General features: G+C 44.2%; 13 protein-coding genes. 6 read left to right on the top strand and 7 right to left on the bottom strand.

Annotated elements, in window-relative coordinates:
• The 5 genes from MSG93_RS06065 (at nucleotide 1) to MSG93_RS06045 (ending at nucleotide 5,713) form a co-directional block, all read left to right on the top strand.
• Nucleotides 1-1,539: a 3-hydroxyacyl-CoA dehydrogenase gene (locus MSG93_RS06065; RefSeq protein ID WP_324620964.1), complete on the top strand. Its 1,539-nt coding sequence runs from the start codon at nucleotides 1-3 to the stop codon at nucleotides 1,537-1,539.
• A 12-nt stretch (nucleotides 1,540-1,551) separates the two neighbouring features.
• A complete protein-coding gene (pcaF, locus tag MSG93_RS06060; protein WP_324620962.1) occupies nucleotides 1,552-2,763 on the top strand; it encodes a 3-oxoadipyl-CoA thiolase in 1,212 nt (403 codons plus the stop codon).
• A 52-nt stretch (nucleotides 2,764-2,815) separates the two neighbouring features.
• On the top strand, nucleotides 2,816-4,105 hold the full coding sequence (gene paaK / locus MSG93_RS06055; protein ID WP_324620961.1) for a phenylacetate--CoA ligase PaaK: 1,290 nt from the start codon (nucleotides 2,816-2,818) through the stop codon (nucleotides 4,103-4,105).
• Between the two features lie 62 nt (nucleotides 4,106-4,167).
• Entirely contained in the window at nucleotides 4,168-5,133 is a 966-nt protein-coding gene (locus MSG93_RS06050; protein WP_262753744.1) for a PaaX family transcriptional regulator C-terminal domain-containing protein, read from the top strand.
• Entirely contained in the window at nucleotides 5,114-5,713 is a 600-nt protein-coding gene (locus MSG93_RS06045) for a gamma carbonic anhydrase family protein (protein WP_324620960.1), read from the top strand. Before MSG93_RS06050 ends, MSG93_RS06045 begins: the two co-directional genes overlap by 20 nt.
• A 202-nt stretch (nucleotides 5,714-5,915) precedes the next feature.
• On the opposite strand, the gene MSG93_RS06040 is transcribed toward MSG93_RS06045, so the two are convergent.
• The 6 genes from MSG93_RS06040 to pobR all read right to left on the bottom strand — a co-directional run bounded on the left by MSG93_RS06040 (nucleotide 5,916) and on the right by pobR (nucleotide 12,310).
• Entirely contained in the window at nucleotides 5,916-7,247 is a 1,332-nt protein-coding gene (locus tag MSG93_RS06040; protein WP_324620959.1) for an APC family permease, read from the bottom strand.
• A 151-nt stretch (nucleotides 7,248-7,398) separates the two neighbouring features.
• On the bottom strand, nucleotides 7,399-8,106 hold the full coding sequence (locus tag MSG93_RS06035; protein ID WP_005285648.1) for a cache domain-containing protein: 708 nt from the start codon (nucleotides 8,104-8,106) through the stop codon (nucleotides 7,399-7,401).
• A 69-nt stretch (nucleotides 8,107-8,175) separates the two neighbouring features.
• Nucleotides 8,176-8,895 (bottom strand): FadR/GntR family transcriptional regulator, encoded by a 720-nt coding sequence (locus MSG93_RS06030; RefSeq protein ID WP_005285650.1) that lies wholly within the window; start codon nucleotides 8,893-8,895, stop codon nucleotides 8,176-8,178.
• A 56-nt stretch (nucleotides 8,896-8,951) separates the two neighbouring features.
• The gene (locus MSG93_RS06025) at nucleotides 8,952-9,722 is read right to left on the bottom strand and encodes a nuclear transport factor 2 family protein (protein WP_126687313.1); all 771 of its coding nucleotides are present in this window, start codon (nucleotides 9,720-9,722) and stop codon (nucleotides 8,952-8,954) included.
• Between the two features lie 27 nt (nucleotides 9,723-9,749).
• Nucleotides 9,750-11,180, bottom strand: coding sequence for a gamma-aminobutyraldehyde dehydrogenase (locus MSG93_RS06020; protein ID WP_324620958.1), 1,431 nt, complete (start codon nucleotides 11,178-11,180; stop codon nucleotides 9,750-9,752).
• Between the two features lie 314 nt (nucleotides 11,181-11,494).
• Complete coding sequence (pobR, locus tag MSG93_RS06015) at nucleotides 11,495-12,310, bottom strand: IclR family transcriptional regulator PobR (RefSeq protein WP_324620957.1); 816 nt, start codon at nucleotides 12,308-12,310, stop codon at nucleotides 11,495-11,497.
• Nucleotides 12,311-12,452: 142 nt separating this feature from the next.
• Here pobR and pobA point away from each other — a divergent pair, with 142 nt between their 5' ends.
• Nucleotides 12,453-13,661: a 4-hydroxybenzoate 3-monooxygenase gene (gene pobA, locus MSG93_RS06010; RefSeq protein ID WP_324620956.1), complete on the top strand. Its 1,209-nt coding sequence runs from the start codon at nucleotides 12,453-12,455 to the stop codon at nucleotides 13,659-13,661.
• 86 nt (nucleotides 13,662-13,747) lie between these two features.
• Here pobA and MSG93_RS06005 read toward each other — a convergent pair whose 3' ends face one another.
• Nucleotides 13,748-15,121 (bottom strand): AarF/ABC1/UbiB kinase family protein, encoded by a 1,374-nt coding sequence (locus MSG93_RS06005; protein WP_324620955.1) that lies wholly within the window; start codon nucleotides 15,119-15,121, stop codon nucleotides 13,748-13,750.
• Nucleotides 15,122-15,166: the final 45 nt, after the last annotated feature.

The following is a 15,166-nucleotide window of genomic DNA, read 5'->3' as shown; positions in this document are numbered from 1 at the left end:
ATGATGAGTTTCGATTTATCCCATGCCAAAATCGCCGTGATTGGCTCGGGGACCATGGGAATTGGGATTGCCCAGTTGGCGATCATTAATGGTCACGCTACGATTCTGTATGATCTTGATCGTGAAAAGGCTCAGCAGGCGGTTGAGGGATTACATCAGACTTTTGCCAAACTGGTTGAAAAAGGCAAGATAACGCATGAGCAGGTTCAGCAGGCATGTTCCCGTTTAAGCATTGCCAACGGTATAGACGATTTAGCAGATGTGGATTTAGTGATTGAGGCGGTGGTTGAAAAACTGCAAGTAAAGCAGTCTTTGTTTCAACAGCTTGCAAGCATTTGTAGTGAACAAACTGTTTTTGCCACTAATACATCTTCAATCTCAGTCACTGCCATTGCAGCAGGGATTCCACAGCCTGAACGTGTGGTGGGTTTACATTTTTTCAATCCTGCACCAGTAATGAAGTTGGTCGAAATTGTCCAAGGTTTAAAAACGCCAGTTGCCTTATGTCAGGCCTTAAAAGCCTTGATGCTGGTTTGGAAAAAAATCCCTGTACTAACCAAATCGACACCTGGTTTTATTGTGAACCGGATTGCCCGTCCATTTTATGCAGAAGCGTTTCGTGCCTTGCAAGAACAGGTCACCAGCTATGATCAGCTGGACTATGCCTTAAAGCAATGTGGTGGTTTTGCCATGGGGCCATGTGAGTTAACCGATTTGATTGGGCAGGATGTGAATTTTTCTGTGACCCAAAGTGTTTATGAAGCATTCTTTTATGAGCCACGCTACCGTCCGAGTCTGGTGCAGAAGGAACTGGTCGATGCTGGCGCATGGGGACGCAAATCAAAACAAGGTTTCTATCACTATGATGCAAGAAACCAGTATTCGACATTTCAACCTCAAGCCCTGAGCACCAAGCCTTTTCAAGCACAGATACAGGTTAAAGGTACATGGTCTCAGTTACCTGAGTTACTCACACGCCTGGCACTCAATAGCAGGACTGAACATGAAGAAAATATCATTCAGATAGACGATATTGATTTGCGTTTAAGTCAGGGTGAATCTGCCCACCTGAACTATTTAAGCCGTAAAACGGTATTGATGGACTGGCATCATGATTTTGTACAGGCGCAAGCGGTGGTACTGAGTCATAACCCGTTATGCCAAGCCGATGATCTGGCAAAAGTTGAGGCATTTTTTGCCCAATATCAGATTCATGTGATCTGGATTAAAGACCATCCTGCACTATTAACCTTGAGAACTATTGTCCTGTTGATCAATGAAGCGTGTGAGGCCAGCCTGCACGGGATTGCCAGTATGGAAGATATTGATAATGCCATGCGATATGGTGTCAATTATCCTAAGGGGCCGTATCAATGGATGATGCAACTGGGCGCAGCGTATGTGCTGCAAACCCTCAATAATTTATATGCCATTTATGGCGAAGAAAAGTATCGTGCAAGCCTATATCTCAAGCAATACGTGGCAAAGCAACAAAGCATGGCGCTCGATGATTCAAAAGATTTAACCGCATGTGCATAAAAAGGAGTGATCATGGAAGACGTGTTAATTTGTGATTTTATTCGCACCCCGATTGGCCGCTATGCTGGTGCGCTCAGCTCGGTGCGAACGGATGATCTTGCGGCATTGCCTATCAAACATTTAAAAGAAAAACATGCGCATCTGCCGTGGCAAGATTTAGATGAAGTCTATTTGGGCTGTGCCAATCAGGCGGGTGAAGATAACCGTAATGTGGCACGCATGGCAACCTTGTTAGCGGGTTTACCAGAGGCAGTTCCTGCCATGACCGTGAATCGTCTTTGTGCTTCAGGGCTGGATGCAGTGGGTTTGGCGGCACGGTCGATCAAATCGGGCGAATCACAATTTGTACTGGCGGGCGGGGTCGAGTCGATGAGTCGGGCACCTTTTGTGCAAGCCAAGCCAACCGAGGCTTTTGGACGTAACCCTGAAATTTTTGATACCACCATTGGCTGGCGTTTCATTAATAAAAAGATGAAAGCTGACTATGGAACGGACAGCATGCCTGAAACCGCTGAGCATGTGGCTGAAAAGTACCAGATCAGTCGTCAGGATCAGGATGCATTTGCGCTTCGGAGTCAAAAAAAAGTGGCTGCGGCACAACAGGCCGGCTTTTTCGAGGGCGAAATACTGCCTGTAGAACTGGCCGATCGTAAAAAGAAGATCACTGTCTTTTCACAGGATGAGCATCCGCGTGCCGATACCAGTCTGGAGAGCTTGGCAAAACTGAAAGCTCCATTCCGTAAAGAAGGTGGTTCGGTGACGGCGGGTAATGCATCGGGTGTCAACGATGGCTCGGCGTGTGTGTTGCTCACCAATCGTCAGTTTGCCGATACATATGGCTTAAAGCCCTTGGCACGTGTGGTGGCGATGAGCAGTGCCGGGGTTGAACCAAAATATATGGGTATTGGACCAGTGCCTGCAGTACATAAATTGTTGAAACAAACGGGTCTGAGTCTGGATCAAATGGATGTGATTGAGCTGAACGAAGCTTTTGCTGCCCAGTCATTAGCTTGTATGCGTGAGTTAGGTCTTCAGGATGATGATATACGTGTTAACCCCAATGGTGGTGCGATTGCACTCGGCCATCCGCTTGGGATGAGTGGCACGCGTTTGGTGATGACCGCAACCAGAGAACTGAAAAGACGCCAAGGTAAATACGCGCTTTGTACCATGTGTGTCGGTGTTGGGCAAGGCGTCGCCCTGATTTTAGAAAATATAGCTTAATTCAATTGAAACGAAACGGTTCGAATAATATAACGAAATAGGAGAGACGGCAGTGGATAGCCTCATCATAGAAGACGTAGAAAAAATGACGCTTGCGGAGTTGCGAGCGCTTCAAACCCAACGCTTAAAACAGACATTGACTTATGTTTATGCCAATAGTCCGGTGTATAAGAAAAAGTTTGATGATGCAGGTGTGCATCCCGATGATTTCGTGACACTGGATGATCTGGCCAAGTTTCCATTTACCACCAAACAGGATTTACGTGACAACTATCCCTTTGGCATGTTTGCAGTTCCGCAAGAGCAGATTGTGCGTTTACACGCATCTTCAGGTACGACAGGAAAGCCAACAGTCGTGGGTTATACCCAAAAGGACATCAATACCTGGTCGGATATTGTGGCGCGTTGTTTGCGTATGGCGGGCTTGAGTGCCAAGGACATGATTCAGGTGGCGTATGGTTATGGCCTGTTTACCGGTGGTTTAGGTGCACATTATGGTGCTGAACGCTTGGGTGCCACCGTGATTCCGATGTCAGGTGGTCAGACTGAGAAACAGGTACAACTGATTCAGGACTTTAAGCCAACCGCGATCATGGTCACACCATCGTATTGTGTCAGTATTATTGAAAAACTTGAGCAGCAGTTAGGCAGTGCGCGTAATACCTCGTTAAAGGTGGGCATTTTTGGTGCAGAACCCTGGTCGAAAGAGTTACGCCGTGAGATCGAAGAGCGCCTGAATATCAAGGCACTGGATATTTATGGCCTGTCAGAAATTATGGGGCCAGGTGTCGCCATGCAATGCCTGGATGAAGGCGAAGGGCTGACCATCTGGGAAGATCATTTTTATCCTGAAATCATCAATCCTGAAACCGGTGAAGTATGTAAGGATGGCGAACTGGGTGAACTGGTATTTACCACCATTACCAAAGAAGGTTTGCCGATTATCCGTTACCGTACCCGTGATTTGACCCGTTTGCTGGCAGGTCAGAATCTGGCGATGCGCCGTATGGATAAAATTGTAGGACGCAGCGACGACATGCTGATTATTCGTGGCGTAAATGTATTCCCGACCCAGATTGAAGAGCAGATTTTGCAAGTCCCAAGTCTGGTACCGAACTATGAAATTCTGGTGGCAAAGAAAGGCCATATGGATACCTTGCATATTCGTACCGAGATGTGCCATAACTGCGACTTGCAGGCGCAACAACTGGCTCAGCAACTGATGCAGCGGATTAAAACCATGATTGGTATTTCCGTGACAGTGGAAGTGGTGAATGAACTGACTTTGCCGCGCTCGGAAGGGAAGGCAAAACGGGTCATTGATATGCGTCAGATTGCTTAACATTATGAACATTCAGGGTATAGTATCGTCTATATCCTGAATCTAAACGCCAAGATAAACCTATGAGTGTAAAGTTACAGCAAATTATTGATTCGATCATCCAGAACGAAACCTTAAGTGGTACGTCTCTGATTACAACCATTTTTGGGGATTCAATCCTGCATCGTGGCGGTAATATTAGTCTTGCCAGCTTGATCCAGTTGATGGAGCTGTTCAATTTTAATGATCGTGCTGTCAGGACTTCGGTTTTTCGTTTGGTCAAAAATGAATGGTTGGGTTCAGATAAAATTGGTAGAACCAGTTTTTACCGGATTACAGATGCCAGCCGTTTCAAATACTTACAGGCTGAGCAACGGATTTATAATGACCAGATGAAAGAGTGGGATCATTGTTGGGATCTGATCCTGATGTCGAGTCTGGATACCGACAATAAGGCTTTTCTCAAGAAAGAACTGGAATGGCTGGGCTTTGCCAATATTTCGACCAACCTGATGGCGTACCCGGGTTCGAATCGACTGCAATTGCAAAAACTGCTGGTTGATCTCAACATGAGCGAGCAGGTGGTGGTGTTTAAGGCTGAGACCTTACAGCTGTTTAATAACTCGACTGACACCATCAGCCGTATGTTGGAGACCAACTGGCCGATTGATGAGCTGCGGCAACGTTATCTGCAATTTCTGGATATGTTTCGGGAGATTGGTGCAATCTTGATGCAAGAGGATGAACGTATTGAACCGATTCAAGCCTTTCAGATCCGGACCTTGCTGATTCATTATTATCGCCGGATTTTACTTAAAGATCCTGCTTTGCCGTTAGAGCTGTTGTCGACAGACTGGCCTGCAGTCAAGGCACGAACTTTGTCCATGAATATTTATAAAAAAGTCTTTGAAGCTGCAGATGATTATTTCCTGTCGGTTGCGGCAACCTCGGAAGGGCCTATGCCCAATGCGACTGCACATTTTTGGCGGCGTTTTGGTGGCTTGAGCCAAAATAATGAGAGAGTGGCTGATGCCTTGTTACAGTATTGATGGAGTGATTCCTGTCGTTCATCCTGATGCATTTGTTCATCCGACGGCAGTGTTGATTGGTGATGTCATCATTGAAGCCGGCGTCTATGTTGGTCCTTTTGCCTCTTTACGTGCTGATTTTGGCCGGATCCATATTAAGCAGAATGCCAATGTCCAGGACAATTGTATCATTCATGGTTTTCCGCAAAGCGTCACCCTGATTGAAGAAATGGGACATATTGGACATGCTACGACCTTGCATGGCTGCCGTATCGGCAAGAATGCCTTGATTGGCATGAACAGTGTGATACTGGACTATGCCGAGATTGGCGAAAACAGCATTATCGGTGCAAACAGTCTGGTGAAAACCAAGGATCATATTCCAGCCAATGTACTGGCCATGGGGAGCCCTGCAAAGGTTGCGCGTGATTTATCAGAACAGGAACGTGCATGGAAAATCAAAGGTACGCAAGAATATATCCAGCTGACACAGCGCTGTTTAGACAGCATGGCCGAGGTTATGCCCTTAACAGCCGATTCATCTGAACGTAAAACCTATCAGAATTTTCAGTCGGAGCATCAGATTAAACCCGGTACCTAAGTCATTAGCTTGAGTTTAAGGTATTCAGATGTTTTTATCTTAAAGATCAGCGAATCATGAATTCTCCAGATTAGCTTGATCAGGGTCCATAAATTGTATGCAAATATAAATGGTATTTCAGCAAAAAGTTACCGAGTCTATCAGTAACTTTTTAGCTCCTTCGTCATATTGAATAGGTCATTTTAAGATCTAAAGTTGATATTCAATATGCATTGCTTAAGCGAATCTTTTGTTTTCTGAGAACTTTGTAAATAAACAGAAAAACACCCATTGCTAACCAGAAACTGCCAAATTTTAAGGCGGATGAATCAAGGTTAATCCACAGACAGGCAATGCTAATGACCGAGAGTAGTGGTAGGAAAAGATTGAAAAATTTATTTCTAAATCCTGAACGCTGTCTTTCTTTAATGTAAAACCTGACAAAGACTGACAAATTAACAGCGGTAAAGGCAACCAGAGCACCAAAGCTGATCAGGCTGATCACTTGAGCCAGGTTCAAAAACATGGCACTTAAAGAAATAAATCCAACAAATAACACCGAGAAAAATGGAGTGCCAAGTGAGCCATGCAGCGTGCCAAAATACTTTTTAGGGAAAATATTATCTTTACCCATGATGTAGAGTAAGCGAGAGGCGCTGGCATGTGAGGCAAGACCAGAAGCCAGCGTATTCATAATCTGTCCGCACAGGAAAATTGACTGAAATAGTGCACCGCCGACATAAAGGACGATTTCTGGCAATGCTTCTGACGGATGTTGGAAACGTGCATTGGTAGGATAATACAGTTGAATGAACCAGGAAGCGCTAAAGAAGATCATGCCACCAAAAAGTGTGGTCAGGAGAACCGCATAAGGAATCGTCTTGGTGGGATTCTTGGTTTCATTTGATAGCGTGGTCACCGCATCAAAACCGAGAAAAGAAAAACACAGTACCGATGCGCCTGCAACCAGCGGCAATAACTCCTGTGGACCTGTCCATAAAGGATTTAAGGTCAGTACATATTCATAACCTTGCGTGCTTCCAATCCCTTGAATCACCAGATACACAAAAATGATCATCAGGATAATCGGTGCAAACACAAAAATCAGACTGAGGTTGGCGAGTAAACGAATCCTGAAGCAATTGACTAAGGTGACCAGACCAGCCGAGACCATGACCCAACACCAGTACGGGACACCAGGAATGAGGGCGGTTAAATAAAGGGCTGCCAGCAAGACATTGATTAAAGGCAATAATAAATAGTCGAGTAAGGTACACCAGCCGACAAATAAACCACTTTTCGGTCCTATGCTTTCCGCGGTGTAGGTATAGGCAGAACCTGCTTTTTCAGAGTGTTTGCTAAATCGTGCATAACTAAAAGCTGTCAGCAGCATGGTGGTCAATGCCAATAAATAAGCCAAGGGCACATGGCCATGAGTGATGCCTGACACAATGCCAAAGGTATCAAATACTGTCATCGGGGTCATATAAGCAATGCCGATCACAGTCACTTGCCATAATGAGAGTTTTTTAAATGAAGCAGATTGTTGTTCCATAATGTTGCAACCTGATCTATTGTTGTTTTCTATCCAGAAAAGCACATGTAATTTTTAGGCAAAAAAATCCCCTGGCTCGTTGTAGCAAGCCAAAAAATTAGAGATTTAGAGGAACGTGGGCGTTAAACCTTGAATTGAGGTTTGATTAACGCTAAATCATGACTAACTGGAGCGACTGACTCGGTAAGCTATTTAAAGACATATGAGTCAGGTTCTTGAGAAGTGTTCCAGTTCTGATGCTGATGTCATTTGAGGTGATGACGCGGGCAATATTATTGGTAATGGCGGCTTTTTGTTTGATATTTTTTAGTTTTGGAAGCAGCACTTTTTCCAGTGCAGAAACCAGTACATCAATTGCAATAACACCAACGAACTGATCCTGTATCATCACAGGATGAGCCATGGTAATGGTATAAGCGCCATTGCAGATATAGTCGACATAAGGCCCATAAGTACAGGGTTGTTTATTTTTCGCAGGTTGCTGGAACCATTCAAAAGTACGGAAATCCAGAAAACGTTGGGCATTCTGGTAGTTTTCAAGCTGTGCTTGCTGTAATTGATTTTCTTTTTTATACCACCATTCCAGTGTCCAGTATTCCTGCTCGGTGCTTGTTGCGGGACTATAGCTGGCAAAGCCCATACCTTGACTATACTGGCTTTGATGCAGGGCAAGCTTGATTTCCTGCTGCAGTTGTTTACGTTCAGTGGTAGACAGTTTGATGTCTTTAAGCTTTGCTGTTTTATCTTTGGCTAGAATTTGACTTGCTTTGTTGGCAAGACGTTCTGCCAGAGTAGAAGTCTCTTGAGTGACTTGCTCAAGCAGCGTTTGAAGCTCTTGTATTGGTGTCTGTTGGGTCATTCCGATAACTCCTAAAATTCCATATTTTTTGAGATCTATGCTTTTTAGATATCCCTTTTTTTATTGTTTTTAATTGATTGATAACTTGTATTGGAGCATTTGATCCGTTTGCATGGTGATGATTTTTCTCGCCTGGAGAACTGCTTCATCCTCATTTCCCTGAGTAAATGATGACAAAATTTTATGGTATTGATCTACAACTTTTTGGTGAAAGACATCATCTTGGTACAAAACAGCAATAAGTGGGGCCCATTCTGCCTGTATCGAAAGTTCCTGATTGGCCAGTCGCGCTGATTGGGCAAATGAGGTCAGGGTGAGCAGACAGCGTAAATCCAGTTGCGCTCGTATGTCTGCTTCGCTGGCCTGATGAAATTGTTCAACCATTTCCTTGATTTTAGCCAGCTCATCTTCGGTGGTTCTTTGTGAGGCCAGATAAGCACTATGACTTAAAATCGCACTATGAAATTCACCAAGATCAGCCAGATATTCACTGGAGGCCTGACGTAAAGGATGTAGGCTTAGACGTAAATCAGCAGGTAATTCACACACAAAACTTCCGCCATTTCGGCCACGTCGTGTATCAATTAAGCCTTTTACCCGCAAGGTCGTGAGCGCTTCACGTACCGTGATCGGCGAAACGCCCATTAAACGAGCTAGGTCAGCTTCATTCGGAAGCTGTTCCTGACTTTTGAGCAGTCCAGAGATAATCGCATTCTCCAAACGTTCAACCACCTGTTCAGAACGGGTCGATTGTGTGATTGGTGCAAAGATTATCGTATATGCTGACATAGCTAGTTCTCTAAAAGCGAAGCTGAATGACTTCGCTTAATGATACGGATCATGAATTAAAACACGCCAAAGCTGTGTATTGCCTTTTCATCTTCTGGAACAGCAGGAATTGCATCCCAAAGTTCCGCAATTTTGCCATTTTCGAGACGCCACAATTCAAAATAGGCATGTCGGTTTCCTGCAATACTACCTTCTGAATGAGTCAGCACAAACTGACCATCGGCAATGCTTCGGTGCGTTTTGGAGTATACCAAACCTTCACCTTGATTACGGATTTTGTTCAGGAAATCAATGACTGAATTTACCCCGTCACCAATATCAGGGCTATGTTGCAGGAAATGATCGCCGTCCGTATAGGTTCTGAATGCTTCATAGTCCCCATCAATCAAGGCCTTTTGAAAAAAATCTCGGATGATTTTACGGTTTGCTTCACGGTCGGCATGGTGATCCATCTGGGTTGGGCCATCCAGTTGGGTACGTCCGCTGATATTGGGCTGTGCTTCAGGCACCAAACCGTCCCAATGCTCAACGATCTTGCCATCTTTAACCCGATAGATGTCAAAACCGACCAAAGGTGTTTCATCTAGACCATGAAAGCGACCGTGAATTGCCACCAAATCACCGTCACCCAATACACGAATCGGTTCGTGGCGAATGTCTGGACAATCCTGAATCAGTTGACGAAGACCGGACAGGCCATCTGCAACCAATGGTGAATGCTCGATAAAGTCTTTAGAAAAATAACGATCTAAAGCACGAGGATCATGTAAATTAAACAAGACATGATGAGCCTGACTAACAAAGCGTTTGGCTTCCTGAATATCCATTCTATGCTCCTATCTGTAGCTTGTGTCTTAGTCATTTGAACTCATAACATGTTTGATACGCGTGTATTCTTCAAACCCATAACCTGACAAGTCTTTGCCATAGCCAGATTTCTTGAAACCACCGTGTGGCATTTCAGCAGTTAAAGGGATATGGGTATTGATCCAGACTGTACCAAAATCTAACTCGCGTGATAGACGGGTTGCGCGGGCATGGTTGGTGGTCCAGACACTTGATGCAAGGCCATAGTCAATATCATTGGCTTTATCAATGGCATCCGCTTCATCTTTAAATTTCTGCACCGTGATGACAGGGCCAAAGATTTCATTTTGAACGGCTTCATCTTGTTGCTGTAAACCGCTAATTACAGTGGCTTCGAAATAGAAACCTGGACGATCGGCATGTTTACCGCCAGTTTCTACTTTTGCGTGTCTAGGTAGTTTTTCAATAAATGACTGCACATTTTTAAGTTGATTGGCGTTATTTAATGGGCCATAAAGTGCATCTTGGTCATCAGGCTCACCAAAACGTGTATTTTTTGCTGCTTCGACCAGTTTTGCTAAAAATTCATCATGCACAGATTCTTCCACGATCACACGTGTCGCTGCGGTGCAGTCTTGACCCGCATTAAAGAAACCTGTCATGGCAATCATTTCTACTGCTTTATCAATATCTGCATCGGCAAATACGAGGACTGGTGCTTTCCCGCCCAGTTCAAGATGTGCTTTGGCTAAGTTGGCAGCGGCAGAAGCAGCAACTTGTAATCCAGCGCGTACCGAACCTGTAATTGAAACCAGAGCAGGGGTTTTGTGTGAAACCACTTTAGCGCCAACATTGGCTTGACCTAAGAGTACGTTGAATGCACCTTGCGGGAAAAATGGCGCTGCAATTTCTGCCAGAAGCAGGGTGCTTTCAGGTGTGGTGTCGCTTGGTTTCAACACCACAGTATTACCAGCCGCCAAAGCAGGCGCAATTTTCCAGACCGCCATCATTAATGGATAATTCCAAGGCGTTACCTGACCCACCACACCGACAGGTTCACGACGGATACTTGAGGTCAAGCCTTCTAAATATTCACCTGTTGCTGAACCATTGAGTAGACGAGCAGCACCTGCAAAAAAACGAATCTGATTTGCACAAATTGCCACTTCCTCAGAGGCAATCAAATGCTTGAGTTGTCCAGTATTGCGGCTTTGCGCTTCGATTAAACGTTCTGCATTTGCTTCCACCGCATCTGCTAAATCAAGTAAAGCCTTTTGACGAACAGCGGGCGTACTGCGACCCCAGATTTTAAAGGCCTGTTTTGCTGCTGCATAAGCAGCATCGACTTCTGCGTCAGTTGCATTGGGTGATGCAGCATAAACTTGACCTGTTACCGGACTGATGAGATCGAAATAATCCGTTCCTTTTGCTTCTACATATTCGCCGTTAATAAAATGTTTGAGTTGAATTTTAGACATCTGTCGTTCCTTGTCTTTAGGTTTTAAAATATAACATATAAAACTATATGTATTATGTTTTAAAATTTCTGTCAATTTTTTTTATGCATGGAATTTGAGCAAAGATTGAGATTTTAAAAAATGAGAATGCTAAGCAACTGATATTTATTTAAATCTAGCTTGGTGATTTTTTTTACTAAAAATGGACGCTTTCCCATTTTGTTTAAAAAGGCTTGATTTGATGAGTGAGCAATATTTAGACAAGATTGATGATTCCCAAAAAACTTGATTGGGTTTTTTGTGAGTAAACAAAGAAGGGGGTAAGGATTTGATTTTTATATTACATTGCGCAGCTCATTGGCAGTATTACGTAACAAAGGTAGAATTTGCTGAACCAGATAATCCTCTTGCACCCGATTGGTTTGTGACATGCAGTTAAGCGCCGCAATGGCTTGACCTTGGGCATTCAGTACCGGTACTGCAATCGCAATCACACCCAGCTCATGCTCTTCTTTTGATAAACAATAGTCCGACAATGAAATGCTTTTCAGCACCTCTATAAACGTAGTTTCATCGATAATGGTGAAAGGGGTTAAACGCTTTAAGCCATAGTTTTTGACCCAATCGCGCTGAGCCTGCTCAGACAATGCTGCCAATAACACCTTTCCTGTCGAGGTGGCATGTGCGGGTAGGCGGTTGCCTAGATGCATGCCATAAGGACTGACCCGCAGGTTGTCATGTTGGGGAAGATAGCTACGGGCAATAGGGACTACTTCATTGTCATCCAAAACGACCAAAGAAAAAGTCAAAGAAGTCTGGGCACATAAAAGATTCAGAAAAGACTGGGCAATTTTAGGCAGATAGGCAGAACTCAGATAAGAGCTGGAAAAACGTAATACCCGATGGGTCAACCAGAAATAATGCTCATCGGTATCTAAATAGCCTAAGTACTTTAAGGTCTTTAAATATCTACGTGCGGCTGTTCGGCTAATGCCAGTACGTTCAGCCACTTGAGTAACATTCAAACGTTGGCGATCAATGCCAAAGGCTTCAAGTAAAGCCAGACCTTTGGCCAAACCCGCAATATAGTCTTCCTGACGAATACGTTCATGAGAACTCGGGTGTTCTAAAAAAGCATCGGTAGAGGACATTCTTTCTTCCTTGTTATTTTGTATGTTTTGTCCGCTAATCGGACAAGTTGAATGATAAACGGTTCTTTTTGATTTGCATACATCGTATCCCTCATTAAAAAGCAGTAGTTTAAAAGTCAGGACATATAACAAGGAAGATGTAATGGATATTTTAAAGACGCAAGTTGCAATTATCGGTTCTGGCCCAGCGGGTTTGTTGCTGGGACAACTGTTATATAAAGCTGGTATTGAACATGTCATCATTGAGCAACGTAGTGCTGAATATGTGGCTTCACGCATACGTGCAGGCATTTTAGAGCAGGTATCGGTTGACTTACTGAAACAGGCAGGCGTCGATCAACATTTAAAAGAGAAAGGCTTACCGCATTCAGGGATTGAGATCCTCACCAATGGGCAGAAACATCGTGTTGATTTGTCTGCATTGACAGGCGGTAAACAAGTCACGGTTTATGGACAGACCGAAGTCACCAAAGACCTGATGGCTGCGCGTGAAGCTGCACAACTGACATCGTTCTATGAAGCGGAAAATGTGCAAGTCAAAGATTTTTATGACGCACCGCAAGTACATTTTGACTATCAGGGCAAAACCTTTCAAATCCAATGTGATTTTATAGCCGGTTGCGATGGCTATCACGGTATTTGTCGAGCCAGTGTGCCTGAGGACAAGATTAAAACCTTTGAAAAAGTCTATCCATTTGGCTGGTTAGGCGTATTGGCTGATGTACCGCCAGTGGCAGATGAGTTGATCTATGTACAGTCAGAACGGGGTTTCGCGTTATGTAGTATGCGTTCAGAAACCCGTAGCCGTTATTATTTACAGGTGCCATTGACGGATCATGTCAAAGACTGGTCAGATGAGCGATTCTGGGAAGAATTGAAATGTCGTCTAGATCCCGAAAGCCGTCAACATTTGGTCACGGGTGCATCTATCGAAAAAAGTATTGCGCCGTTACGTAGTTTTGTCACTGAACCGATGCGTTTTGGTAAAATGTTCTTAGCTGGAGATGCGGCGCATATTGTTCCGCCAACCGGGGCCAAGGGTCTTAATCTGGCTGCTTCGGATATTGCTTATCTATCGAATGCATTGATTGAGTATTACACCGAGGGTTCAAGTCAGGGCATTGATGAATATTCGGAAAAATGTCTACAACGGGTCTGGAAGGCCGAGCGCTTTTCCTGGTGGATGACGCATTTGCTGCATCGTTTTGAAACCGAAAGTGAGTTTGACCATAAAATCAAGCAGGCTGAACTCAGTTATATTTTAGGATCGACAGCGGGCAGAACCACTTTGGCAGAGAACTATGTAGGACTGCCTTATGAAATTAAAAAAGTAGTAGAAACCTGTGCTTAGCAGCATAACTTTCTGATCAATAGAGATTAAAAAAGCCTGTGCATAAGAATGGACAGGCTTTCTATCATGTCACTGGAAATGATCGATCACGTAAATTGACGAATCATTTTGCGGACATTGGTTTTTGCATCAATCACAGTCATAAAGGTGTAGGCACCAATGAATTTACGGCTAATGAACATAAACTCTTTCGGTGGAACCGAGAAATAACGGGATGCCATCGATTGCCCAGCCTGTTGCATCACACGGCTATGCAACTGACTTTTTTTCCAGTCATAACGGTCTTGATCATCCATAATCCCCGCAGGCATATCTGGATTATTTTCTGGACAGCTAAAAGCTTCCGTGGCAATTAGGAATACATCTGCCATACCCGGTTTAACACTTTCTGGCATACCATCAAAGAATTCATAACCCTTCATGGCTTTGACCATCGCGGTCTTATCGTGATCATAACCCGCCTGAATCAGGTTGCGCGCCACAGTCAATAAATTATTGTCAAACTGACGAATTGCACCGAAGTCGAGTAAAACGATTTTATCGTTAATCTCATTGCCATCACCTAAACGAACCAGATAATTACCAAAGTTCGGATCGGTTTGCATTTCACCCCATTCAAACAATTCACGCACTGCAATTTCTAGAGAAGCTTCACCCAACTGGTTGCGGCGTTCTTGTGGAAGAGAAAGCATGACAGGACTATTTACCGGAACACCACGTTCAAAGGTCATGCAAAGTACTTTTTCAGCGCAGAACTCATCCACAATTTGTGGAACAATATAACGCGGATCATCTTTCAAACGCTCAGCGAAACGACGTGTGGTTGCAGCTTCAATCGCATAATCCACTTCACGATGCATCATGTCACGGACTTCATCAAACCATTGATCAAACTCACGGGTTTGCGGCACCATTCGTGTCAGTTTCAGCATATTCTTAAACAGATTCATATCTGAGTCGATTGCTTCAGCCACACCCGGATACTGGATTTTAAGCACCAGTTCCTGCCCATCTGACTTTCGGGTCGCGCGATGAACTTGAGCCAGTGAAGCTGTGCCAATCGGTTCATGATCGATAGTTAAATCGTCAAGTTTTGAACCTAACTGATCTTGCAAATGTGCTTTGATTGCAGGCCAGGCGAGGGCTACGGTCTGATTATTCAGGGTATTTAATGCTTGGGTAATTTCTTCAGGCAAGAAATGCTCGCCATATAGGGCCATCATCTGGCCAATCTTGACGATTGAACCTTTAAGTTTGCCGATTTCAGAAACCAAATAATGCGCCTGTTCAGCCATGGCTTTTTTACGTTTCTTCTCTTTTTCTTCTTCACTGGAGAAAAGAGAAGTTGCACTTGCAGTTGCCCAACGTGTTCCAGCAAGTAAAGATGCTTTTGCGATAGATAAGCGACGATCCACCGAGGAGGTTTTTAGATTCTTAAGCTTATCGTTCTGATCTGACATGAAAGAAAAATCCTATGCTGAAATCGGAGGGTTGAAAGCCGAGAT

The sequence above is a fragment of the Acinetobacter sp. IK40 genome, assembly GCF_035615075.1.
GTDB lineage: Bacteria > Pseudomonadota > Gammaproteobacteria > Pseudomonadales > Moraxellaceae > Acinetobacter > Acinetobacter courvalinii.
The sequence above is the reverse complement of the archived record's forward strand: the minus strand, read 5'-3'. Positions and strand labels throughout refer to the sequence as shown.